This window comes from Clostridium estertheticum, from assembly GCF_018861295.1.
In the GTDB taxonomy this organism is placed as follows: Bacteria; Bacillota; Clostridia; order Clostridiales; family Clostridiaceae; genus Clostridium_AD; species Clostridium_AD estertheticum_D.
The window spans coordinates 1-25375 of the sequence record NZ_JAHLDM010000002.1 but is presented as its reverse complement, the minus strand read 5'-3'; the positions used below and the strand labels follow the sequence as shown (position 1 = coordinate 25375).

Here is a 25375-nt window from a genome sequence, read left to right as displayed (position 1 = left end):
CCACAATCATCTGGCAGCATTGAAATTGAAATGTTATATGAAATCGGTAAAGAAAGTTTGATTTATATTAAAAGGGAGGAATTCACATATGCTAAAAAAAGGCGACATAGTTGAATTTGATAGAAAAAAGCAATTCAAATATATTAAACCTTTAGGTTCTGGTGGTACTGGCGATGCTCATCTTTTTGAAGATGAATTGACTGGACTTTTCTTTGTATTCAAGAAATATTCTCCGAAGAACATTAACTATCTGGATGAATTTTATGAACGATTCGTAGATGAAATTAAAATTCTATTTAACATATCTCACCCAAATATTGTTAGAGTCTATAATTACTACTTGTACCCAGAAACAAAAGTTGGTTATTTACAAATGGAGTATGTTGAAGGTACCACAATAAATAATTATGTTGATGATGGGTGGGGAAAAGATTGGAACGAAATATTCACGCAAGTGATTGATGCTTTTAAATATTTGGAAGACAATAATATACTTCATAGAGATGTAAGACCTGCAAATATTTTAATTGATTCTGTAGGAAATATTAAAATTATTGACTTTGGTTTTGGCAAAAAACTTGAACAAACTGAAAGAGATGGGAAAAGCGTTTTATTAAATTGGCCTGTAACTAACTTACCTGATGAAATATTGATGGATGGGACTTACAATCATCAAACAGAAGTATATTTTTTAGGAAAATTATTCAAAAGCTTATCAACGAATTTTGATGATAATTTTAGATTTACTCATATTATTGAGAAAATGATTCAAGAGAATCCTTTAAATCGCTATGTTTCATTTAGCGAAGTTTCACAAGATATTTCAGTTGGTGTTTTAAGTGAAATGAAATTTTCACCAGGAGAGAAAGAAATATATCAAAGATTTTCGGAAGAATTGCATTCAAAAATTAATCATTTTACTAGTTCTTTTGAACCAGAAAGCAATACTAAAACTATAATAGATTCATTAGCAAACGTGATAAGGAAGAACGCGTTAGAAACATTTATTCAGGGAAACGAAACATTTATAAATGTCTTTATTCATGGTGGTTATAGTTACAATACTGTACAAGATATTGAAGTAGAAAAGATCAAAGACTTTTACAAAATGCTAATTAATTTACATGATACGAAGAAAAAAGTGGTAATTGATAATATATATACTAAATTAAATACAATTAAATTTATGATTTATGAGGATGATATTCCTTTCTAACCCAGTTATTGCAGACCGACTGCATCTAGCGATGCACTTAAGTCCGCTTTGGCAGTAGTGGGTCAAGCCTTTGAAGAAGCAAAAGAACATTCCTTAATCGGTGCAAGAACGAAATACAAATTTTGATACAATTTGAACTGCCCATTATTATTAAACTTTACAGGCGAGGCTGCAATTGTAATTTGAAAATTATTATCATAATTTCAATGAATTTTAGGGAGGACTAATTATGACAGAGAGAAAAGGTGAAAAAATGGTGGCGGATGGGTTTAGAGAATATCTTAGTAATAGAGGACTGAAAGAAACATCTGTTGATGATGATACAGTAAGGATAAAAATGATGACCAGTCGCTATATTGATTATACAAAAGGATAAGATTATGCACGTGGATTGTTGCATAAATGCGCTCTATCAAACAGTTCTAAGGGTATGCAGATATTATAAAGAATATTTAGAGCAAAGAAATAATTAGTTTGTTTTTACAATGCGTCTTACAATTATTTATAAATATCAATTAAACATCATAGCAAGAGGATTTGAGTTTACCGCAGATTGTAATTGATGTTCATCAATATGAGTATAGATCTCAGTAGTAGCAACACTTTCGTGACCTAGAATTTGTTGAAGAGATCTTATATCTACTTTACCGTATTTATACATAAGAGTTGCTGCTGTATGCCTCAGTTTATGGTAGATATTACTGAAGGGTCAAGTCCGGATGAAATAACGTATTTCTTAACAATATTTTGTACTGCTCTTGTAGTAATGCGGCCACTATTTCTTGATATAAATAGAGCCTTAGTATTTGTACTGAGGTTATTTCTAATATAGAGCCAGGTGTTGATTGATTTTTTAGCAGCAGGTGTTAAAAAAATTTTACGTTTTTTGTTACCCTTACCAATTACAGTTAAAATATCATTGCCAACCTGCTCAATATTTAAACTGGTTAATTCCGATAATCTTAAGGTGCAATTAAGAAAAATTGTAATTATACAGTGGTCTCTTGGATATTTTTCACATTCGATTAGTAAACGGACTGATGCTTCTAAATTAAGATATTTGGGTATGCGCTTTGGTAATTTAGGCGTTTCAAATTCTTCTGCAATATTGTTATCAATAAGATGTGCCTTTGTTTTCAGATACTTCCAAAATTGACGGATAGATACTATCTTTCTCGCTTTTGTACCAGCTGAAGCCTTTTGAGTTGTTTGACAATGTGCAATAAATGCATACATATCATTCAGGGATATTGATTTAATAAACGCTAGATTAACTAAATCAAAATTAGTATCAATTATTGAATTTTTACGACTGTCTAAGATAAATTTGAAAAACATAAGTAAGTCTGTGCGGTACTCGAAAATGGTATTTTTAGATCGGCCCTTTATTACAATAAGGTAGTCTAAATATTGTTCAACTAATGGACAAGTTTTATTTGATTACATGTCTATCACTCCTTATCTTAGAGTATTGACAGAATAGCTAGAAAATATTAATAAAATGTGGTCTTATATCTACCTTTATCAAAGGTGAACCAGTATATAAGGATATCAAAGTTTGTAATATAGTTGTTGTAGTTGTGCAGTATTATTATAAATTAAAAAAGCAAAAATATAATTCATATAGTTAACGCATAAGGTATGGCGAAAGTATATTACTACATCTAACAAAAAAATCCATTTAGGTTGGTTTGAAAAAGCAGCTAAGCGAAGCCTTTCTAAGCTTCTCAGCGTTGATAATTAGAAACGTAATATGAAATGAGATCAGTAAAAGCTGTCGGATGGAAGAAAGGAGAAATTTAATGGATATTAATTTATTAATAAATCAAGAAAATGAAATAGCTTATAATTCAATAACAGAGTGTGAGGAGTTAGTACGAAATACAGAGGGATTAATTACGATATTATCTGAGATTACAGAAATCAAAAGTAAAAAAGCTGCAGTATTTTATTTTTTGATAAAACAAGTAATAAACAGTATGCACCAGTGTTTAGTATCAAGTTTAAGAAGACATGAAGTTCAAGCACAATTGATGCTAAGGCATTCAATTGAAACAGCTTGTCTTGCTGCATATAGTTTATATGATTCTAAAATGGAAAATTATATTATAAATGATGAGGTTGGTGCAAAACCTGTGAATAATGCAAAAAGCAAAGCATATGGTTGGTTAGATAAGAACTATCCAAATCAATCATTGAAACTAAAGCAAATTAAAGATCAAATTAACGAATACTATGCTCATGGTAATATGTTCAATTCACTAAGAGGTATAAGTGATAAGGATGTTAATAAAAATATTAATTATTTTGACAAAAGGGATTTATTGCTTGAGAAAACATATATATGGCAAGTTGGATACACTGCATGTATAATATTTGATTTAATTTACCAGTCATCAAAAAAGTGTGACTTTGTAATAGTATCTGAAGGGGTATTTGAAACTTTTAAAGATTTAGTGGAGGTAAATCAAAGATATCGACTTGAATTTATGCAGGAAAAACGTTTATTAAGATGAAGTAAATATATTTAAAATACATCACTTCAAATAACAATGCATTTAAGTCCACGTTGGCATATTAGGGTCAAGTCTTCGAAGAAGACAAAGAACACCCTTTTACCAAGCAATGTCTGGCTAAGGTTCAATCATGTTATTAAGAATTTTAAAAAGAATATAAATACATTCAGTAGGTTATATAAGAAAGAGATAAAACAACTTCGCCTAATATTGTATTCTCAACACTTAGAGTAGCCTATAGGAAAGGACAAGCCAAAGTATACTAGCCATCATTGGCTCTTACACTTCAGTAGCAAGTCCTTTTATTGAGGGGACCCGGTGGATAACCACTCCATTTATAAAATTTGTTCTTTTATCATAAATTAAACATTACCTTTGAAACTAGAATACTTTAATATTAAAGGATATATATACCAAAGACTGATATACTGATATTATCAGTTTTGGAGAAATTAATATGCTTTGTTATGAGCACAATAGCCCTACAGGGTTAGTGCTATTTATAAAATGAGCAAAGCAAATATCCAATATAGCTAGGCAATCATAGTCTGGCTAATAATAAGAAATTTGATATACGTAGATGTGCTTGCTTTAGCAGATTCTAAATATTTATGGTTAGAATAATTAGTTAAAGTATAATCTGATTTTACGGGGGGAGAGAATAAATGAGCAATATTTATCACATAAATAATGAACATATTGAACATTTAAATGATTTACAACTTACTAAACTATTATCTAAGCTCTTATATTTAGAAGCTGGTAACTATAATATAGCTAAATCATCTGTTAATTGTTCTCTAAAAATAACTGTTGCAGATGGAGGGGAAGATGCTTCTATAAAATGGGAAGATGGTCCTAGTAGTACTAATTGGCTAAAATGTAGATATAATTTATTTCAATGCAAAGCAACTGATATGCCACCGGGAAAATGTAAGGATGAGATAATATATAAGGGTGAGAATGATTCTATACTAGTAAAATCTATGGTAGAAAAGGTATTTATAGAAAAAGGATGTTACATATTGTTTTATAATAAGTCAGTAAACGAAAAACAAGTGCAAGATAGAATACTAAAGTTTAGAGAAGCTTTAAAAGAAGCGGGCAAAGACTACTCTGAAACAGCTAGTATTTATATTTATGATGCAAATAAGATAGCAGAGTGGGTTAATAACTACTTAGCGGCCATTGTTGATGTATTATCATTTAATAATGTACACTTACCAGCTAATTTATTAACATGGGATGAGTGGAGCAAATATAATGAACACATTAAATATAATTTCGAAACAGATGAGAATATGGAATCGCACATAAGTCAATTAAGAAAACATTTTGAGGATAATGAGAAAAGCATAGCACGAATTATAGGATTATCGGGATTGGGTAAGACAAGAATGGCATTGGAAGTCTTTAGAAAGAATAAAACTGTAGGAAGTGAATTTATAAATAATAAAGTAATCTACATAGATGCGGCTTACAGTGAAAATGAAATAATTCCATTAGTAGCTGATTTAAGAAGATATGAAATTAGTACGATTTTAGTGATTGATAATTGTAGGTTAGAATTACACAAGGCATTAGTTAAAGAAGTAAAGCATGAATCTTCTGCACTAAGTTTATTAACCTTAGATTATAATTTAGAGAAGATAACTGCTGATTATCCAATAATAGAACTAAAACAAGTATCAACAGAAGTTATTAAAAAAATTATAAAACAATCCTATAGTCAAATACCAGAAGAAGATATAAATAGAATCTCTGAATTTGCACAAGGTTTTCCACAAATGGCTGTATTAATATCTGAGGCAAGATTAAATGGTGAAGATACCATAGGGACACTAAATGATAGTGAAATAGCTAACAAATTATTGTGGGGAAGAGATAAACCAGATGACATTAAACTTGAAGTAATAAAGGCATGCGCAATATTTGAGAATTTTGGATTTTATGATAGTAAAAGTATAGAAAAGGATTATATAGCTAAAAATATTTGTGATGAAAGAATAAATAAAGAAAATTTTTATAGATATGCTCAATATTTTATAAAAAAAGGAATTTTAGATACAAGAGGAAGATATCTTGCAGTTACACCATTACCATTAGCAATTAGATTAGCTGCTGAATGGTGGAGAGAGTGTAGCCCAGAAAATGGTAGAAGGATCATGTTGTCGGAAATGCCTAATAACATGGTAGAATTTTTATGTGCTCAGATAAGTAAGTTGCACTTTGTTGAAGAAGCAAGGGATTTAACCGAGGATTTATGTGGTGGTACAGGCCCTTTTGGCCAAGCGGAAGTATTACTTACTAAAAGGGGAGGACGTATCTTCCGCGCATTAGCTGAGGTTAATCCACAAGCAGCATCCGCTGCAGTTTATGATGCATTTAAGAATTATTCAGTGAAGGAGCTAAAGGAAATCTCAATAGAAAGAAGAGAGCTAACACATGCTTTAGAGAATTTATGCTTTTGGGAAGATACATTTGATAATTCATCAAGGGTATTGCTTATGTTAGCAGCAGCTGAAAATGAAAGTTGGGCAAATAATGCTACAGGTATTATAAGTCAACTCATGCATGTTTTTCTTTCGGGTACGCAGGCAGAACTTTGTAAAAGGCTTAAGGTCATAAGAGAAGCACTTATTAATAATGAGCAATCTTATAAGATTGTCGCAATAAAATTATTAGGTGCAGCAATAGAAACACAGGGATTCTCAAGAATGACTGGCGCAGAAAAACAAGGGATAAGGGCAATTCAGGAAGAGTGGAAACCTAAGTTTTGGAAAGAGGTATTTGATTATTGGGAAGAAGCTCTGAGTATGTTAACTGTTATAGCTGAAAATGAGGACGAATTTGGCAGAATGGCCAGAGATGAAATAGTAAATCATGTTAGAGGGTTAGTTCAATATGGGCGTATGGAAGCTCTAGATAAGTGTTTAAAAACCTTAGGTACAAATTTAAATTACGGATGGATTGATATTAATAAAAAAATAAATGAATCAATTATATATGATGGTCCTAAAATTCCACAAGCCGGAAAAGAAAAGTTAAAGGACTGGCTACAATTGTTTACTCCTAGTAATTTTATTGATGAATTCAAATTAATAGTTAGTTTGCCCAATTGGGATGATGAAAAGAATGAACAAGGAGATTATATTGATGTCGCTGAAATTAAATGTAGAAAATTTGCTAAAGAATGCATTAAAAAAGTAGAACAGCTTTATGGGAACTTGCCTGTAGTATATACTGGAGAGCAGAGACAAGGGTTTGTTTTTGGCATAGAGCTAGGATTACAATGTAAATGTCCTAAAGATTTCATAGAAAAAAGTATGGTTTGTCTAAAAGGTATCGATAATGCAAATGTTATAGTTCTAGCAGGATTTTTAAGAGCCTTAAGAGAAAAAAATAATCCAATTGAGGGGGAAACTTTAGATTATATACTAAATGATAAGTTGTTAAATAAATTTTTAGTATATATAACTAGTATGATAATGCCAGATCATAGAGATATAGAAAGAATTATTCTTTTACTAAATGATCGTAATTTCAAGATATCAACTTTTAGAAGCTTAGCTTATGGGAATGCACTTGCTAAAGTAAAACCAGAGTACATAAAAAAATTATGCACAGCGTTATATAACTCTAACACGGAAGGTAAATTAATAGCACTTGATATAATTAATAGGAGTAAAGAAAAGATAAGTGAACTTAAGGATGTTTTAGCATCTATAATTTTAGATATTGATGTAATTAATAATTTAAATAAGTTTACACAGATGGATGAGTATTGTTGGGAGGAAAACTTGAAACTTTTATTAAAATCGGAAGATGGAGAAGTTTATGCTTGTAATTTATATAAAATTACAATGGATAATTTACTTTCGTATAAGTTTGATTTAGATAGGGACAAACAACATGAAAAAGCAGTAAGTATATTACTAAAGAACTTCCCTAAAAAAATATGGAATCTAATAGTTGAGAATTTGATGAAAGCAAGTAAAGAGGAACTCTGGAAGTTTGAAGATTTGTTGAGTGCTAAATGGATATATATAAATGGTGAAAATAGTTTAATTGAAATTATTGATGAAAATGATGTAATAGAAAAGGTTAATGAATATGGTGAAAGGCTAGCTCTAATAATTTCTAAAATAATAAAAAAATATGATTCGAGTAATGGTGAACTTAGATTTAATCCAATACTTAGATATATTATAGAAAACTTTGGCGAAGATAATATTAAAATCTTACACAGTATATCTTTTATGATGGGTCCATCAACTTGGTGGGGATCTTTAATTCCATCATATGAAGATAAAATCAAGGTTTTAAGTGAATATGCTAATTATCATAAAGTGAACATAAAAAATTGGGCATTAGATAATATAAAAAGTTCAAATAAAGCAATAAGTATAGAGAAAGTTAAGGATGAAGAAGAATCCAAAGGGATTTATTAGTATTGATATTAAGATGATAATGAATATACATATAATAGCTATAGTTGGTGTACATCCTGTGAACTTAACAAACAATAATAAAGATATATGGTATTCATTCTTAATTAACTAAGGTCTTTTGTCACTAATATGTACAATTATTTGAATGCGTTAGATGAAATAAATAATATTGCTTATTAATATAGATAAAGAATTGCCAATTAAAAAAATCAAGTATACTGGTGACTATTTGCAAGATGTTTTAATTATAAAAAATTGTAAACTTCTAATTATTATTAAAAGTATCAACTACCAATTATTCTTATAACTGGAACAATCTCGTGGTTGGAAATAAAGCTAATTAAACATAATAGCTAATGGATTTGAGTTTACTGCAGATTGTAATTGATGCTCATCGATATGGGTATATATTTCAGTTGTAGGAATACTTTCATGTACAAGTATTTGTTGTAGGGATATGATATCTACTCTACCATGTTTATACATAAGAGTAGCTGCCGTGTGGCGAAGTTTGTGGGTTGATATGGATTTTGGGTTAAGTCCAGAAGAGATAACATGTTTCTTTACAATATTTTGAACTGAGCTTGTAGTGATGCGGTCATTATTTCTAGATATAAATAATGCATTAGAAGTGACATTAATGGAGTTCCTGATATGCAATCAATTATTAATTGATTTTTTAGCAGCAGGGCTAGGAAAATTTTACGTTCTTTATTGCCTTTGCCAACTACAGCGAGTTCGGATAATCTTAATGCATAATTTAGAAAAATGGTGATTATACAATGATCTCGTGGAAAGTTTTTGCACCCAGTAATAGGCGTACTGATTCTTCTAAGTTAAGATATTTAGGAATTCTCTTGGGTAATTTTGGAGTTTCTAATTCCTCGGCTATATTATTATCATTGACATGTGCTTTTGTTTTGAGACATTTCCCAAATTGACGTGTTGAAACTATTTTTCTTGCATGGGTTCAAGCAGACGCGTTTAAAGTTTTCAATATAATAAAGGAATGTCGTATAATTGGGATGGCTCTGCTACAATTTAAGAGTTTACTACTGGAATTACAACTGGGAAATTTGTAAGAAATGTCCCAGATTATAGAGGTAATGGTGTTAGCAAATATTGTGTTGGTGTTGGTGTTGATTGTTCAGGATTTATTACAATTTGCTGGGGTGCTGCAAAAAGATTGTATACTAAAACTATTACTGAAATTGCATCATCTTTAAATTCAATGGATTCACTTCTACCTGGAAGTTATTTTTTTTATGCAATTTTATCTGATTGTGTATTAAATGCGCATTTCTATTATTTCAGAGTATTAGTAATAAATAATCTATTTCTTGTTTATGAAATCCTAGGAAATTGACTAGATTTTGTGTAATATAAATTAAATTATTAAAAGATGTAATTTTTTTCTCCATTGTTAATGTTATAATACTTATTGAAAAAGTTTAGAATGTAAGGGTGGTTATGTTTAGTGTATAAAGAAAAACTATGTGCATGTACATAACTGAAAGTAGATTTTCACATAATATTTTCTATGGTATTCATAGGTTAACAGGAGGATAAAATTTTGTATAAGAAAATAGGGCACACCTTTGATTATAAAACAAAAAAAGAGTTTCCAAGTAAGTTGATGGATTGGATTGGCGATGTTTTTTACGATATTCTTCCGGAACACGGATATGAGATACGTGATGAACAAATATATACTGCGTTTCAGCTTGCTGATGCAGTTTGTAATAAAAAAGTTCATCTGGCTGAGGCTGAGGTCGGTACCGGAAAGACCTTCGCTTACTTACTCACTGCAATTGCCTACGCTGGTTTTAGCGGAAAACCTGTAGTAATCGCATGTGCCTCAACAGCACTTCAGGAACAGCTGGCAGGGCCAAAGGGAGATATTCAAACACTTTCCCGAATATTGGGATTAGAAATAGATGCGCCAATGGCAAAGGATCCTCGTCAGTATGTTTGTGATGAGAGAGTTAGTGGAATGGGGGGAGTGTTTGGCGATGCAACAGCCTCTGATGAGATTAATCAATGGTTAGCCAGGACTACAAAAGGTGAACGCTCAGAAATGCCGCACATATCCGATAGTGTATGGAGACAGATTGGATGGGATGAGACTATGCCCTGTGATGCCTGTACCAGAAGAGGCTTTTGTAAGCTTGTTAAGGTAAGGAAACATTACAGATCTTCCAAGGATTTAATTATCGCTGATCATAGTATCTTTTTTCAGGACCTGTGGACAAGGGATGAAAGAATTGCAGACGGTAAAATGCCTATCCTTCCAGATTACTCGCTGGTGATTTTTGATGAAGGCCATAAAGTCATACTGCCGGCAGCCATGGGTGCTGGAAGACAAATTCACAAAGAGGATATTGATAATATTATCCTTTCGATAGAGGAAATCCAGGGAGCAAGAACTTCAATGGTTGTAAGTGTAATTGCCTTGGGCCAGGCCACTTCTAACTTTTTCGAAAAACTTAATCAAAACGTAATAGATGATGAGCAATCAGAGCGTCTGGCGGTTCGTATCGATGATATACTTCTGAAAGCAGCTGATACTTTTCATAAGGCACTAGATCGGTTGCTCTTAGAGATACAAATTGAGGAAGAGCTATACATAAACGAGTTACCGGAAAGCACGTTACATACCTTTGAAATTCAAATAGAACTATCAATTACAGCCTTAGCTAGGTTTGGTAGGAACAAAGGTAAAGAGGTTATTATTTGGATAGATAGGGCAGACGGCAGCTTTTGGGTAGTTCCTCGGAATTTGAGCAATATGCTAAATAAACATTTGTTTTTGAAAAAATTGCCTGTGGTGTTTACTTCAGGAACTTTAAGTGATGAGGGCGATTTTGGTTACCTTATGAGGACTCTGGGTTTAAAGGATCCATCAATATCGACGGTTGGAAGTCCCTTTAATATTGAGGAACAGGTGGTGGTTTATTTACAGCCGCCATCCTTTGAGGATACTGACAGTGCCAAATTTTCACGTAAAATCAAACAATTACTATGTTTGCTGAAAGAAAATGGAGGAAGAGCACTGATACTTGTTAACTCTTTGAAGGAAGTTAGGAAAATAAGAAAAGAAATTAGTGGTTATGAGCTACCTTTTGAAGTTTTATGGGAGGATAAAGGTGAGCGAGGATATCTTGTCCAAAAGTTTCGTGCGGAAGTTACATCTGTATTAGTAGGTTCTACCTTTTGGGAGGGAATTGATGTGCCCGGGGAGTCTTTATCTCTCGTTGTAGTTTGGCAACTTCCCTTTCCTTCACTAGACCCTTTGATTGAAATGAGGCGCAAAGATGCAGAAGAAGAGGGGATGAATCCACTTATAACCGTTGATTACCCTGAAATGGGATTGAAGTTAAAACAAGGTTGCGGCAGATTAATTAGAACAAAGGATGACCGTGGAGCAATAGCTGTCATGGATCAAGTAATAGGAACCCCATGGGAAAAAGTTGTTATGAGAGCTCTACCTAGAGGAGTGAAAATCAAAACTTTGGAACATAGGGAGATTTGAAATACCACACTTAAAGAAACTTTTTAATATATAAGTGATAGTAAGGTATATCTCTAAGATTGCCTCTATTACCATTCGTGCTTATATTCTTAAGAAATAAGCCAATGGCATTAAAAGTGTCATTGGTTTATGTTATAATTTTTTTGAGTTAAGGATGTGTATTAAGTGAAGTAATTACTAGATTAGAGGTCATTGAGAACCATGTGAGATTGATAAGTGAGGTTTTGCTCTGATCATTAATTAATAATGATTAAGGCTGTTATTTAGAAGCATAGTATATACTTGATTTGAAGAGAAATAGAGATTAAAAAAAGAAGGAGAGCGAAAAAATGGAACGGTTTTTTAAAGCAATAGATGAAAAGATAAGAAAGTCAGGATATCCTGGAGAAGTCAGTGGCGAAGAAATCTACGCTGAAATAAGTGATGAGGCCGAGGATCAAGAAGAAGGAAGTTACTTATTCATGAAGAAGCAAAATGATGATATCATGTTCGAATACAGAGTGGATATTTTAGAGGATAATATTAATTTAGCAACACTCACGATAAATACACCAGAGAGAAAGTACTTTATTGATTTTGATGCTGAATAGATAAACGTATTGGGGGTGAAGATGAAAATTATATGCATTGCATAATGAGATAAGATTTTATATTTATTAACTACAAATTGTTATTATGGTGAAACAACATAAAAATTTATAAAATAATATAAGGGATGGTGCTTGCACATATGGCAAAGTAGGGGAAAAGAATAAGAGATATGCCGAACATGTATTATAGCTTGAAGTAAGAGGGATGTGAGAACTATGTATTTAGAACTTATAAAATTTTCAAATGAATATATTAAACTTATTGAAAAATGGGAGAATACTAATGAATTGTCTAAATATCTATCGCATACACGACCAGAATATTTAAGAAAATTAAATATTGAATTAGAAAAACATACATTATTTTTTATGATTAAATTTGATGAACAAATAATTGGATCTACATGGATGGAAAATATAACAGAAAATGATGCAACAATAGGAATTTATATTGCTATCCCTAATTATCGTGGGAAAGGGATTGGTAGCGAAGTAATAAAAAGTTTAATTGACAGAGCTTTCAAAGAAATAAATCTTAATAAGTTATATCTAAATGTTCGTGAAAAAAATATAAACGCAATTAAATGTTATAAGAAGTTGGGTTTTAAAATAACAAAAGAGTATCCGAAAGCATATTTTATGGATTCTTCTTACCAAGGTAAGTATCAAATGACTTTAATTAATGATAAATTTATTAAGTTAAAATAGTAAAAGATTGCGATGCAATTCTATTAGAAAATACATACAGAATGGGGGGAATCATGTGGAAACATAAGGAAGATAGCAGTGAGTCAATAATTACAGCCAAAAAACATATTGATAGTTCTCATAAAAGTGAAGAAAATATGAAATGACCACCCAAAGCGGTTGTGTTTTGCATTGGGTCAGCTATGGAATGTTTGAAAACAAATTATAATAGTTGAAAACAAAAAAGATGCAAATTGGGGAAATGATGTTTCCCAACTTGTAATAGATAAACAATATGAACATGATTTAATATGGCTTTCAGTGTTTTCACATCTTATAGTAATTTATTATTTGAATAAAGCAAGTTTTAATATGGAAAAGTATTTAATAATACGGCCACAAACCCGTGAAGATATGCCAATGGTTGGAATATTACTTACATTAAAGTAACTATGATAATTATGGTATAATTAAATGCATTTTATATATTTAGGATTATAGGTCTTTTAAATGAGAATTATATGATGATGTAGCTACAAAAAAATAACATGGTAAAATTTCTTAAAGAAAGTCAAGATCGTACCAATTATTTTATACTGCAAAAAAAAATTGGTACGAGAAGTATGGACACTATAATGAGACATATGCCTGTAATACTTGTACCTTGAAGTATATATTTAATACCTTTTTTACTGTAACCATCCCTTTTAAAAGACCTCATTCCGATAATCCAAAGAAATAATGCTATTGTTATTATTAGAATATTCATTGAAAACAATATTTTAAGCATTTAAGCCTCCAAACTTTTGTAGTGTTTTACAATTAATTTATTAAGGAATTCCTTAAAGGTGTATAATATAAAAATATACACCCACTTCATGAGTAGCAAAAAAACAGCTATTTATCTAAACTAACAATATAAGTATTTATTTGACTATTACCTGCAAGAGAATCCCCATAAGTAAATGAGAAAGCGGAACTTGTACTATCCCAACAAATATTCGAAATGCCCACTCTTACCGGCACCTTCTTTTCTACTTCCTTACCATTCGTATCTATTGATTTAAATATATTATAATCAATTTTTGCACCTTTATCTTTTAAAGTAGAAGAGTTAACTATTTCTTTTACAACACCTGTCTTAACATCTATAATTTTAATAGATGGGTCAGGAGTAACTGCCTGCTTAGTACCAATATGATCAGCAAATTCTACATAAGCAACTTTATTTCCATCTGGAGATAATACGGTGGTAGTATAACATTTACCTTTAGGTAATTTTATGTCTTGTAGCTGTTTGCCAGATTCATCCATAATAATTGTTCCAAAAGTTCTATTTAAAAATACTCCATCAGATGATTGTCCACCGTTATTATCAAAATGATCAATTATAATTGTTTTGCCCTTTTTATCTGCCGTTCGAGAGTATTGATTTGAAAAAATAGTTTTTATGTCTTTAGTCCTAACATCAACAGTGCATAATTTAACCCCTTCTTTTCCATTCTTATCTTGAGTATAAAAGAATTTACCTTCTACACTAGTTCCTAAATCTTTTATATCATCAACCCCAGATATCCAGGCACTATCGAATTTATCAGCATTATAGCTACCATTTGCATATACTTTCCCAGTTGTATCAATGATTTCCCATTTGTCAAAATAGTTTGCTAAAATTTTAGTGTTGCTTACCCATATAAATTGTGCATCACTATTAAGTTTTTCTGTATTTATATTTGTAATCTCACCTGTAGATAAATTTAATAATTTTACATTTTTATGTAGAAGGTCCCCAGAATCGAGAGTTTTTTTCCATTCAGCACTTCCGATTTTAGGAATGGTTCTTGCCTCTGAATAAAGAACATACTTTTTATCAGGAGACACACCCATAAGTTCAGCTATATTTACATCTTTAAAGTCTTTAGAAATTTTTGTATTTAAATTATAGATGCTGCAGTATCTTATAGGGATGGTAGAATCCGGGTTCTTAAACTCTCCTTTTTTAGTTAATGTTAAAACCTCATTGTCATTAATCCAAGCCGTACTTTCAATTTTTTGATATCTGTCGATTTGATAGCCATTTTCATTTGTTTGAGCAGACGGCTTGTATGCCATTACCTTTATGTTCTGTATAGCTGAAGTATGATAATTTATAGCATATGCACTCATGCCACCTACAACTCCTACCGTTAAAATCAGGGATAAAATCTTTTTTCTAACCATCGAATTTTCCTCCTTGTATCTATCTAATCTTATAGTAACAAAAACTTTTCACAAAATTATAAACAAATGTCACAATTTTGTAAATTCTATATAGAAAATTCAACAAAAAAAATAGTGCCTTCATTTAGCTTAGAAGCTACATTTATAGTGCCCTGTTGCTTTTTAACCAACTTTTCCACCAAAGCTAGGCCTAGCCCAGCACCCCCTGTTTCACGACTTCTATGACTTTCAACTCTATAAAATGGTTCGAAAATTTTATACAAATCTTTTTTACAAATACCTATCCCTGTATCAGCAACTTTTATAGTTATTTTATTACCATTTTTATGACATTCTATATCTATACTTCCATTAGGCCTATTATATTTTATAGCATTATCAATTAAATTAATAATAATAATTCTCAAGCTTTCTTCATCTATTGTAACAATAATATTTTCAACATCACAGTTGAAAGTTAAGTTGTTTTTATTTATTTTCCCCATGATTCGCGCGCAAATTTCATCAAATGTTTCCTTTAAATTCACTTCTTTTTTCTGTGTTTCAAAGTCATATTTCTCTAAAGCAGACAAATTTAAAACCTTATCTACCATAGTTGCCAAACGATCACATTCTTTTGATATATTTAAGGTTCCATCATTAATTAAACTTAAGTCATTTTCATACATCCCAATTAATTCTGCATATGCTTTTATAATAGTAATTGGAGTCTTAAACTCATGAGTTACGTTGCCTATAAACTCCTTTTGTTCCTTGTCCATTTTTTGTAATTTATCTATTGCCATACTCAAAGAATCTCTCTCAACTTCAAGATCTTCAATATTTTTCTCTATAGTATTACTCATGAATACTATACCTCTGCTTAGCTCCCCTAATTCATCATTACGATTGACTAGTTGTATTTTATTAAAATCACTTTTTCGAATATTTTCTACTGAATCTTTCATTATATATATATCTCTGGTGAGATTGGAAAAGTAAAAAATTCCAAGAATTACACCAAATATCAAAGCTAGAAAACCTGTTCCGTAAAACATTTTTTTTGTATTATGATAAAATAAATTGCTTTCTTTAACTGAATATTCAAGTTCTAAAATTGCTACTATACCATTTTTATATTTAATTGGTGAATAAAAATATATTACATCATTATTTTCTATAAATGATACTTTACCTTGAATAGCATATTTAATCATAAGATTTTTATCTTTATTTTCATTTAACTTACCATCCACCTTAAATCCTGAAAGCAGATCTCCTTTCGTATCATATACACTAGCTGGTATAGTTCTAAGCCAAGGCTTGTTAAATATGCTTCCTCTAGCAAGTTGAGCCTTATCACTAGTTCCATTCTCACCTAAGTTAGAGCGTTCACTAAAATATTGCTCAAACATATCCTTTTGCTTAAACAGAGTAGCTTGATCTTGCTTATGTTGATAATTTTTTATTCCGTTAAGTACAGAAATGCTCAAAAATGATATAACAACTAATAAGAGTGAGGCTGTAAAAGCTATAAGTTTGAATTTAATCCCTATTTTCAAATAATTCATCAACCCCTTTATAGCCTACTCCATGAACAGTTTGTATTAATTTTTCATAAGTATAACCCAACTTTTTTCTTATTCTTTGAATATGTGTATCAACTGTTCGTGTACCGCCAATATATTCCATGCCCCATACTATCTCCAAAAGCCGATCCCTGGAATAGACTACATTTGGATTTAAAAGAAACAAATATAATAAATCAAATTCCATTTGTGTAAAATCTATTTTTAGGTTTTTTACACTTACGCTTCTTTGTTTTTTATTAATATTAAAATCTTTAATATTAATTAGATTATCATTACGTTTCTCATCTGTTGCTTTTTTAAACCTTCTTACTAAACACTTTACCCTTGCAATAACTTCCCTTAGATCAAAAGGTTTTGTTAAATAATCATCTGCTCCTAGTTCTAGGCCTACTAATTTATCTACAATATCATTTTTTGCTGTAAGCATAATAATGCCTATATTTTCTTTTTCTAATTTTTTGCAAACATCATATCCGTTCATTACAGGTAGCATTAAATCCAGAATTATTATATGTGGATTAAAGCTTTTTACTTTATCAAGGGCTTCTTGTCCATTATAAGCTTTTTCTACGGAATAACCCTCTCTTTTTAATGCACAATCTAATACATCTAAGATGCTTTTTTCATCATCTACTACAAGTATTTTCTCGTTCAAATTTTGCACCTCCATAGTTTGCAGTAGATAGCTTATTTGCTAAAGTACCTACTCTATAATTATATTTTAATTAAGTTTTATTTACCGCGTTTATTGATGTGTTTTAAATTCTCCATATGGTTAATAGTATATATAACATTAGTACAATTTACAACGATATCCAATATGGTTTATATATTACAATAATCGGGTGGTTCTTATGTGTTATTAATTTCTCTACATTTAACGGGTAACGAAGTCACAAATTTTATGGTTTATTGTTGTTAAAACTAAAAAAAATTGATAAACATATTACGATGGGGGATGAATTATGGTATTTAAAGAATTTGGAAATAAGAATAATAAAGCTATCATTCTTATACATGGATATGTTGTAGCATGGAAAATGTAGAAACCTCAAATAGCTGTTTTTAGATATTCACTTTCAAATTCAACAGCTAATATTAAAACAGATATACCATATTGTTATGGCTTCAAGTAGGCTTTGCTTGCGAAAAAGTATACTAAATGTATTTTAACAATAGTACCGAATATTAAAATCAAGGTTTTTAAAGGCATTGACCATGGAGAACTATGTATAGGTAATTCCGATTTATATATAAAACAAGCTACTAAATTTTTTCATTCATAGCGTAATTATAAAATTAGATGATGTAATTATTATTTTATAAGGGTTATCAAAGGATCCGTTGTTATAATTGACATCTTTTTTTGACTATGTGTATCATAAAACATATAAAACCGCATTATACACTTTTACAACAGATTAAGTAGGTTTATAGAAGTTATTATCTCTCTTTTCCAATGTCTCAGTTAATTATCGTTTATTGATAATTATTAATATTTTTGTAATTATAAGAATTTACTCTTATAAGGTTATGTATAAAACAATAATTAGCTACGTAAATTAGAAAAAAAATATTTTAGTAATCTAGGGTTAGTTTTTTTGCGAAATATAAAGGAAAATTATGAATGTTTGTTGAATTATGTAAAGAAAGCATCATAAAACAAGTAATTTGTTAACTTTACATAATGTCTATAATTGGAAGTGCAAAATGAAAATTTAACTGGGATATGTCCATATTGTATAATATGACAAATAATGAGTTCATATATTTTGAGGGGAGGAATAAAAGTGGAGTTTTATATTAGGCCAATAAATGTTGGTGATGGTAAAGGTATCAATGAATTAAGACGCATGCCGGGTGTATTTGAAAATATTTTAGGGATTCCGTCAGAAAGAATAAAACGGAGTGAAGATTTCATTGTTAATATGGATGTCAATCAACATGTGTTTGTTGCTGTCTCAAAGCTTCAAAGTGGTGAAGAAATAATTATAGGCACTGCTGGCTTAACTGTAAATGCTAATTATCGCCTCCGACATAGCGGTAGCATCGGCATAATGATTCACAAAGCCTATCAAAATAAAGGCGTTGGCACTACCCTAATGAATGCACTTATTGATGTGGCTGACAACTGGTTAATGCTTGTTAGAATTGAATTGACTGTTTTTGAGGATAATAAGCGAGCTATAAACTTGTATGAGAAGTTTGGATTTGAAAAGGAAGGGATTAAGCGGCTTGCAGTAATAAGAAATGGAAAATATGAAAACGAATATTTAATGGCGAGAATAAACTCTGCTCATATATAATGAGAAAATTGTTAATTCGAAATATTTAATTAATATATAATATTTTATATCTATAAATAGTGAGGGTCATTATGATTGAAAAAACATGTGAAATTATTAATGATGAGGATTGTTGCGATATTGATATAACTATTGAGGAATGGAAACAATTATAAACTAATCCTACAGTTTTCGATGATAAAAGCAAAGAGGCTATAAAAAAATGGTATATAGAACCTAGATATTCTGCTACTTGTGCTTATATAGGTAAAAAATATAATGAGCACAGTATGAGCGCTAATGGAATTATAAATGGTTTAGCGGGAAGGGTCCAAAAAGAACTTGGACGGTTCGTTGTGAAGGGGTATAAGTTGAACAATCCTATGGAAGAAATTCTATTCTATGCAGTCATAGAAAAAGAATCTGGTAGAATTGTAGGGAATGTAGGTGTTCACAATTTTAAGGTAAGCGAAGTAGGTGTCGCCTATTTTGTAAATGAAGATTATAAATGTAGAGGATATATTACAGAGGGCATGCAATCATTTGTGGAATATATATTTTGCAAATTTGGATATGAGTATTTAATTACGACTATACAACCAGATAATGTTGGTTCAATAGCAGTGGCCAAAAAAATCGGATCTGATTATGTAGAGACTATTAATATCGTAGATGATGGACAAATTAAAGAATTGACTCTCAATTATTATCATTTAAAAAACCAGAATAAGCAGATAAACAGTAATTTGAAAAGGAGAATAAATATGGATAGTGTATATGTAAGTTGCCCTGAATTTGAAAATAAACGATTCAATTTAAGATTTATTTCTATAGATGACTGTGATGGCTTATTAAAAGTATATTCTGATAAAAAAGCAGTTTCCTTATTTAATAGCGATAATTGTGGCGGAGATAATTTTTACTATAATACACGTGAAAGAATGAAGCAGGCTCTTGATTATTGGAAATTCGAGTATGACCGAAAAGGTTTTGTAAGATGGTCTATTGTAGATAAAAAAGATAATATTGCAATTGGAACAATAGAGTTATTTCATAGAGATTCTAAAGATTATTTTAATAATTGCGGACTTCTTCGTTTAGATTTGAGAAGTGATTATGAAACAAAAGTCAACATAATTGATATTTTAAAATTAATTATTGATAAAACTTATCAATTGTTTGAGTGTAATATGATAGCAACAAAGGCAATTCCTACTGCAAGCGAAAGAGTAAAGGCTTTAAAGGAATTAGATTTTTTACCTACTGAAAATAAGTTGATTGGTCATGATGGGACTGATTATTCATCATACTATTTTAAAAATAGATAAATTTTAATTTGTAGGGCTAATGTAACATAATTTTAAATTCAGTTCCGTCGCATCTTTCTTAAAGTTCGTCATAAACAACGGTTAGAAGTACTAAAGAAATTCGAGAAACTGGACAGCTTGTGTCTATAATGGAAAGCTTCAAAACTAATACTTAACATAGATAATGAGGGCAGTAAGATTATAAAAATAGTTAGAGTAAACTAAATTTCTAAAAAAATACAACATAGCATCTTATCATATTGCATGGCTTTTGCTAAGCGATAAACCAATTTTAAATGGCTTTTATTTAGAAAAAATGCTACGCCTAATTGACATGATCCATAGAGAGTGTAGAATGAAATTGTGTATATTGGTATTTTGTAGAATTTAATACATTTAACGACAAACAATAAAGGGGGATAAATAATGAAATCTAAAAAACATAAGATTATATTAATAACAGCAGTGGTAACACTATGTATATTAAACTCAATGGTTAATATATATGCTACTAGGAAAGTGAATCATTTCTTATCTTAATTAATTCATCTATACTAGTTTCGATATAGGTGGGTTCCTCTGTTTTAATATCTTTGAAATTTAATTCATCATTTTTGACCATATGATTATTTATTGTAAGTATAGTATAATAAACAAATGTTTTAATTTACAATAATTAGATATTATCGATTATTGTAAATCGTATAAAACAAATTTAGTTAAATGGGGATGGAATAATAATGATAGATTTATTTAGAGCGTTTTCTACAACAGAAGATTTTTTTTATGAAGGTGCATTTATTGCAAAAGTAAAATATCAGCGTTTCAAATCAAAATTAGATGAAGAAACTTATAGAAGTGAGGTTTTGAAAAGCAATGAAAAACTTTGTATAGCAAGCTGTAGCGGATATATTGAAAATGAAATTGCGGAAACATTAACTGTATATTTAATGATGAATGTAACTGTTAAAGAACCTGTTCAAACAGAAACGATTCAAGAGAAAGAGACTCTATGGCATAATTTTTCAAAAGAAGAAATTGCAGATTTTAGTCATCTAACAGGAGATACAAATTCTATTCATCTTACTGAGAATCCTGTTGTACAAGGGCTATTTATTTTAAAAGAACTTTGTAACACAACTAAAACAAATAAAATAGAAGTAAAATATATTTATCCTGTTTATGGTGATAAACCAGTTTTTTTAAAACAAGAAGGAAATCTTATCAAGGGTTTTAGTAATGGGATATTATGCTTTAAAGCAACCATATTTTAAAATATTCAATGTAATATAAATAATATTTATCCTTATATATAGCAAATTTATTAAAAGTTTTAAAAAGGGAGAAAAGAGATGGATTTTATTAAGGGGAATAAAAAAGACCTATCAGGCATTCTTGATATAATTTCTAACTGTATAAAACATATGGAGAGTCAAAGCATATATCAGTGGAATGAATTTTATCCAAATTCGGATATTATTGAAAATGATATTAAGAGTGAGCATTGTTATGTTTTAAAGGATAATGGTAAGTATATAGCATATGTTGCAATAAATGAAGAACAATCTCCAGAATACAGTGAAATGAACTGGTTTACTGATGGAATAAAGGTATTAGTTATTCATAGATTGTCTGTTCATCCGGAATCTCAGGGAAAGGGTATTGCAAAAAAAAATGTTAAAGTTTATTGAAGATGTAGCTACTAAAAATAACTATTCATGTATTAGATTAGATGCTTATAGTGGAAATGAAACAGCACTTAAATTGTATGAGAATTTTGGTTATAAAAAAGTGGGGCAGGTATATTTTCCTTGGAGAGACATTCCTTTCTATTGTTATGAGAAAAATATAAACAGTACTTTGTTATGCTATTGAATTACAAAAGTTGTCGCTATAAATATGACTATTTTGTAAACTTTTATATTTTAAGCCTCTATTATACCACAAAACAAGGAAAATTTCAAGTCTTGTACTGTTGATAATGAAGTGGTATTAATTATTAGAGGTGATAATTTTATGGAGCAAAAAAGCATGACCGCATTGATAAGCGCATTTTCAAGGGCATATCATTCACTGCAAAATACAGATAAAGTATTTGATGATTATTTGGCAAAAGACATTTTAACTGAGAACGAATACGAACAAATTTCAAGTAATATGTCAAAAGGAATCAATTTTTTTAATCCATCATTTGATGGTACACAGAAAGAAGCACTGCATTGGATTGTAGATAATCAGTTATCTCCAACACCACTTGGTAGATCAGCATTTGCGGAAAAAGCACTTCAAAATGCTGTGAGAGGTGGCGCGAAACAATATGTAATTTTCGCTGCCGGTTATGATACATTTGCATATCGTCAGCCTGATTGGGCATCAACCATTCAAATTTTTGAACTTGATCATCCGGTAACTGGTTCTGATAAACAAAAGCGTATTCAATCAGTATTATCAGAAAAACCTGCCAATCTGCACTACGTATCAGTTGATTTTACAGGAAACAACTGGGAAAGCAATTTAATTGCCTGCCTTGAATTTGATCAAAGTAAAATCAGTTTTTGCAGTTTGCTTGGGATAAGCTACTATTTGTCTAAGAGGACTTTTGCTGAAACACTCAACACTATTTCATGTATTGTGCCAAAAGGTAGTGTTATTATTTTTGATTATCCAGATGAGGATTCATATACCACGAAAGCAGGAGAACGAACAAAAAAACAAGTAGCACTGGCTGGTGGGGCTAATGAGAAAATGCTTGCAAGCTATTCTTATTCAGAACTTAAAAATTTATTAGCTGATAGTAATTTCTTGATTTATGAGCATTTGACACCAAATGAAATAACAGAGCAGTTTTTCAAAAAATATAATAGATTAAATCCAGAGCATCCTATAACAGCATTTGATAATGTGAATTATTGTTTGGCAGTGAAAAGCTAAAATAAGAATAATCTAATAATATCTAAGCATAAATGGAAGTAAAAATGAGCAGCCCTTGAGGATATTCAGAGGCTACTCATTTATCTTTTCTATTGTATTAACTATTTCCAGAAGCTAAAGTTCATTTGTGTTGGAATTTTGTTTGCAGTAAGTTCTTGTCTCATTTTTGTCATAGCACTATTAACTTCTGATCTAATAGCTGTCTGATTTGCTGTGCTTGCAATTGTGATACTTCCACCACTAGGAGCTTTTAGGTTCTTTGAGGAGGATGACTGTGCATTTATGAATGTACCAGCTTTCATAAGGTCAAGTACATAGTCGCCACTTACATTACCTAAACCCATACCATTTGTAAGGTTTATTGTGCCAGTACCATTATTTTCATCAAAACCCTTTGACATATTGTCTACTGCTAAACAGTTAGTAAGATTTTTAACACCGTTTGTCTGTGCACCATATTTTGATGAACCTGATCCCATCTTAAAGCCATTACCGTTACCTTTGCAAGTACCTACCGTCATATTTGTGTCTACTGGAAGTCCGTGTGCTTTGTCATATGCTCCACTGAATACTGTAGCATCACCACAGTGATATGCTACGCAGTATTGATAAGTTACGTCACTGCTACCTATAGCAAAGCTGTCCCAAGCGTCATCAGAGTTTTCAGCAGATACACAGTATGAGAATACAGTACCTGTTCCAAGGTAAAGTTTTGCTGCAAATCCGTCTGCATTTCCGCCGGTTGTAAGTATGTCAAAGTTTCTGTAAGATACACACCCAGTTACGTGAGTGTTGTTTGGACGTACACTAACTCCTGCTGATTCAAGTGATTCACTACCTGAAATCTGAAGACCTGCATCTCCATTGTAACGGAATACGCAGTTAACAATTGAATTGTTGTCAGGTTTTCCAGCATTTGCTACAGTTGCTTTTACTTTTGCATTATAATTAGGCTTTATGAGCATACCGTTGTCATATGCTTTTTGGATTATTAGTCCTTTTATTGTGTAGCTACCGCCAGTAATTCTAAAACCTGTATATGCATCACCTGTTGCTTTTGGGCTCAATTTCTTTGATACTTCTTTGAAAGTTGTAAAGTCAAGCACTGGAGTGTAACCGGCGGCTGCTTGAATAGTAATGCCCGAAGCTAATTTATCAAGTACAATCTGACTTGTACAGTCAAGCGTATTTGCTGCAATTTGTATTGTTTCACCACTAGTTGCTGATTTAATAGCTGCTTGTAAACTATTAAAATCCTTAACTGTAACAGGAGCTGGTGTTACTGCAAATGATTGGCTAACAGGGTAAAATGCTAAGCTACACACCATAGATAGTGATAGGAAAACTCCTGACAATGATCTCATTTTTTTCATAAATAATTCCTCCGTATTTTTTTATTTATTCTTAAGTTTAAGGTTGTACCTAAAACTCATGGAATCATGTTTGTATTTTTGTACCAAGAGAGAAAATCTTCTACCGAATAAAACGTTTTCATTGTAGCCATATCTAATTTAAGACTGCCTTTAATACTAATGCTACTTTATAATAATTTGTATCCGACATTTATACATTATAGTTTAATTTTTAATGTTATGTAATAATTTACTTATATGTATTTTATCTTATGCAATTTTGAAATTCAAAACATTTTTTCTAAAATTAAAAAAGATTCGTTAGTGTTTATTTTACATATTATCTTAATTATGGACCTCTTCTTTTAATATGATTAGAAGTAAGACATTAAGAGATATAAGGATTATTGTGCAAATGAACAATAAAAAAAGTTAAATAACCAATATCAACTGGTTTATAAAAATACTATTATTAATATAGAAGCTATGAAAACGTTATATAATTATAAAACAAATTTTTTTAAGTATCTAATTGAATTTATGGTTAACACTAGATGAGATCATTTATTAGTAAAGATACAACTACATTTATACAATAGGGAGGAAATAAAATGGCTGTAATTAATTGGAGTGGAGCAATATTTGGTTTAATAGTTGCTATAGTTTTAATATTTAGAAAGGTAAGTCCTGTATACGCACTTTTTGGAGGTGCTATTA

The 25375-nt window shown here is 30.6% G+C and carries 19 protein-coding genes and 1 pseudogene; 13 read left to right on the top strand and 7 right to left on the bottom strand.

What is annotated here, in order from left to right; translation table 11 throughout:
- Positions 1-88 precede the first annotated feature (88 nt).
- Both KPL54_RS02495 and KPL54_RS02490 read left to right on the top strand, forming a co-directional pair.
- Complete coding sequence (locus tag KPL54_RS02495; protein WP_216104372.1) at positions 89-1216, top strand: protein kinase family protein; 1128 nt, start codon at positions 89-91, stop codon at positions 1214-1216.
- Positions 1217-1445: 229 nt separating this feature from the next.
- Positions 1446-1592, top strand: coding sequence for a hypothetical protein (locus KPL54_RS02490; RefSeq protein ID WP_216104371.1), 147 nt, complete (start codon positions 1446-1448; stop codon positions 1590-1592).
- Between the two features lie 135 nt (positions 1593-1727).
- Here the strand turns inward: KPL54_RS02490 and KPL54_RS25930 are convergent.
- Positions 1728-2611 (bottom strand): annotated as a pseudogene (locus KPL54_RS25930) (tyrosine recombinase XerC).
- 407 nt (positions 2612-3018) lie between these two features.
- On the opposite strand from KPL54_RS25930, the gene KPL54_RS02475 reads away from it, so the two are divergent.
- Together KPL54_RS02475 and KPL54_RS02470 are read left to right on the top strand one after the other, a co-directional pair.
- Complete coding sequence (locus KPL54_RS02475) at positions 3019-3732, top strand: hypothetical protein (RefSeq protein WP_216104369.1); 714 nt, start codon at positions 3019-3021, stop codon at positions 3730-3732.
- 665 nt (positions 3733-4397) lie between these two features.
- Positions 4398-8183 carry a hypothetical protein gene (locus tag KPL54_RS02470; protein WP_216104367.1) on the top strand — a complete coding sequence of 1262 codons (3786 nt, stop codon included), beginning with the start codon at positions 4398-4400 and terminating at the stop codon, positions 8181-8183.
- A gap of 336 nt (positions 8184-8519) precedes the next feature.
- Here the strand turns inward: KPL54_RS02470 and KPL54_RS02465 are convergent, their stop codons facing one another.
- On the bottom strand, positions 8520-8843 hold the full coding sequence (locus KPL54_RS02465) for a tyrosine-type recombinase/integrase (protein WP_253203323.1): 324 nt from the start codon (positions 8841-8843) through the stop codon (positions 8520-8522).
- Positions 8844-9756: 913 nt separating this feature from the next.
- On the opposite strand from KPL54_RS02465, the gene KPL54_RS02460 reads away from it, so the two are divergent.
- From KPL54_RS02460 to KPL54_RS02450, 3 genes are all read left to right on the top strand, one after another.
- The gene (locus tag KPL54_RS02460; RefSeq protein ID WP_253203322.1) at positions 9757-11715 is read left to right on the top strand and encodes an ATP-dependent DNA helicase; all 1959 of its coding nucleotides are present in this window, start codon (positions 9757-9759) and stop codon (positions 11713-11715) included.
- Positions 11716-12044: 329 nt separating this feature from the next.
- The gene (locus KPL54_RS02455) at positions 12045-12305 is read left to right on the top strand and encodes a hypothetical protein (RefSeq protein WP_216104365.1); all 261 of its coding nucleotides are present in this window, start codon (positions 12045-12047) and stop codon (positions 12303-12305) included.
- Between the two features lie 216 nt (positions 12306-12521).
- Positions 12522-13013, top strand: a complete 492-nt coding sequence (locus KPL54_RS02450; protein ID WP_216104364.1) for a GNAT family N-acetyltransferase — start codon at positions 12522-12524, stop codon at positions 13011-13013.
- Between the two features lie 565 nt (positions 13014-13578).
- Here the strand turns inward: KPL54_RS02450 and KPL54_RS02445 are convergent.
- The 4 genes from KPL54_RS02445 to KPL54_RS02430 all read right to left on the bottom strand — a co-directional run bounded on the left by KPL54_RS02445 (position 13579) and on the right by KPL54_RS02430 (position 17438).
- Entirely contained in the window at positions 13579-13782 is a 204-nt protein-coding gene (locus KPL54_RS02445) for a hypothetical protein (protein WP_216104362.1), read from the bottom strand.
- Between the two features lie 107 nt (positions 13783-13889).
- Positions 13890-15212: a hypothetical protein gene (locus KPL54_RS02440; protein WP_216104361.1), complete on the bottom strand. Its 1323-nt coding sequence runs from the start codon at positions 15210-15212 to the stop codon at positions 13890-13892.
- A gap of 86 nt (positions 15213-15298) precedes the next feature.
- Positions 15299-16762 (bottom strand): sensor histidine kinase, encoded by a 1464-nt coding sequence (locus tag KPL54_RS02435; RefSeq protein ID WP_253203321.1) that lies wholly within the window; start codon positions 16760-16762, stop codon positions 15299-15301.
- Positions 16737-17438 carry a response regulator transcription factor gene (locus tag KPL54_RS02430; RefSeq protein ID WP_216104357.1) on the bottom strand — a complete coding sequence of 234 codons (702 nt, stop codon included), beginning with the start codon at positions 17436-17438 and terminating at the stop codon, positions 16737-16739. Before KPL54_RS02430 ends, KPL54_RS02435 begins: the two co-directional genes overlap by 26 nt.
- A 1135-nt stretch (positions 17439-18573) precedes the next feature.
- Between KPL54_RS02430 and KPL54_RS02425 the strand changes: the two genes are divergently transcribed.
- The 6 genes from KPL54_RS02425 to KPL54_RS02400 all read left to right on the top strand — a co-directional run bounded on the left by KPL54_RS02425 (position 18574) and on the right by KPL54_RS02400 (position 23306).
- Positions 18574-19089, top strand: coding sequence for a GNAT family N-acetyltransferase (locus KPL54_RS02425; protein WP_216105007.1), 516 nt, complete (start codon positions 18574-18576; stop codon positions 19087-19089).
- Positions 19090-19358: 269 nt separating this feature from the next.
- Positions 19359-20396 (top strand): GNAT family N-acetyltransferase, encoded by a 1038-nt coding sequence (locus tag KPL54_RS26825; protein WP_375372973.1) that lies wholly within the window; start codon positions 19359-19361, stop codon positions 20394-20396.
- Positions 20397-21115: 719 nt separating this feature from the next.
- Positions 21116-21649, top strand: coding sequence for a hypothetical protein (locus KPL54_RS02410; protein ID WP_216104355.1), 534 nt, complete (start codon positions 21116-21118; stop codon positions 21647-21649).
- A 78-nt stretch (positions 21650-21727) separates the two neighbouring features.
- Positions 21728-22066 carry a GNAT family N-acetyltransferase gene (locus KPL54_RS25920; protein ID WP_253203319.1) on the top strand — a complete coding sequence of 113 codons (339 nt, stop codon included), beginning with the start codon at positions 21728-21730 and terminating at the stop codon, positions 22064-22066.
- Positions 22050-22250 (top strand): hypothetical protein, encoded by a 201-nt coding sequence (locus KPL54_RS25915; protein WP_253203318.1) that lies wholly within the window; start codon positions 22050-22052, stop codon positions 22248-22250. The genes KPL54_RS25920 and KPL54_RS25915 overlap by 17 nt, the downstream gene beginning before the upstream one ends.
- Before the next feature lie 141 nt (positions 22251-22391).
- Entirely contained in the window at positions 22392-23306 is a 915-nt protein-coding gene (locus tag KPL54_RS02400) for a class I SAM-dependent methyltransferase (RefSeq protein ID WP_216104353.1), read from the top strand.
- 101 nt (positions 23307-23407) lie between these two features.
- Here the strand turns inward: KPL54_RS02400 and KPL54_RS02395 are convergent, their stop codons facing one another.
- On the bottom strand, positions 23408-24679 hold the full coding sequence (locus tag KPL54_RS02395; RefSeq protein ID WP_216104351.1) for a pectate lyase: 1272 nt from the start codon (positions 24677-24679) through the stop codon (positions 23408-23410).
- Between the last annotated feature and the right edge of the window lie 696 nt (positions 24680-25375).

Coding starts and splice junctions, on each gene's coding strand:
- KPL54_RS02495 (WP_216104372.1), top strand. CDS start 89: ATGCTAAAAAAAGGCGACATAGTTGAATTTGATAGAAAAAAGCAATTC.
- KPL54_RS02490 (WP_216104371.1), top strand. CDS start 1,446: ATGACAGAGAGAAAAGGTGAAAAAATGGTGGCGGATGGGTTTAGAGAA.
- KPL54_RS02475 (WP_216104369.1), top strand. CDS start 3,019: ATGGATATTAATTTATTAATAAATCAAGAAAATGAAATAGCTTATAAT.
- KPL54_RS02470 (WP_216104367.1), top strand. CDS start 4,398: ATGAGCAATATTTATCACATAAATAATGAACATATTGAACATTTAAAT.
- KPL54_RS02455 (WP_216104365.1), top strand. CDS start 12,045: ATGGAACGGTTTTTTAAAGCAATAGATGAAAAGATAAGAAAGTCAGGA.
- KPL54_RS02450 (WP_216104364.1), top strand. CDS start 12,522: ATGTATTTAGAACTTATAAAATTTTCAAATGAATATATTAAACTTATT.
- KPL54_RS02445 (WP_216104362.1), bottom strand. CDS start 13,782: ATGCTTAAAATATTGTTTTCAATGAATATTCTAATAATAACAATAGCA.
- KPL54_RS02440 (WP_216104361.1), bottom strand. CDS start 15,212: ATGGTTAGAAAAAAGATTTTATCCCTGATTTTAACGGTAGGAGTTGTA.
- KPL54_RS02435 (WP_253203321.1), bottom strand. CDS start 16,762: ATGAATTATTTGAAAATAGGGATTAAATTCAAACTTATAGCTTTTACA.
- KPL54_RS26825 (WP_375372973.1), top strand. CDS start 19,359: ATGAGCGCTAATGGAATTATAAATGGTTTAGCGGGAAGGGTCCAAAAA.
- KPL54_RS02410 (WP_216104355.1), top strand. CDS start 21,116: ATGATAGATTTATTTAGAGCGTTTTCTACAACAGAAGATTTTTTTTAT.
- KPL54_RS25920 (WP_253203319.1), top strand. CDS start 21,728: ATGGATTTTATTAAGGGGAATAAAAAAGACCTATCAGGCATTCTTGAT.
- KPL54_RS25915 (WP_253203318.1), top strand. CDS start 22,050: ATGTTAAAGTTTATTGAAGATGTAGCTACTAAAAATAACTATTCATGT.
- KPL54_RS02400 (WP_216104353.1), top strand. CDS start 22,392: ATGGAGCAAAAAAGCATGACCGCATTGATAAGCGCATTTTCAAGGGCA.
- KPL54_RS02395 (WP_216104351.1), bottom strand. CDS start 24,679: ATGAAAAAAATGAGATCATTGTCAGGAGTTTTCCTATCACTATCTATG.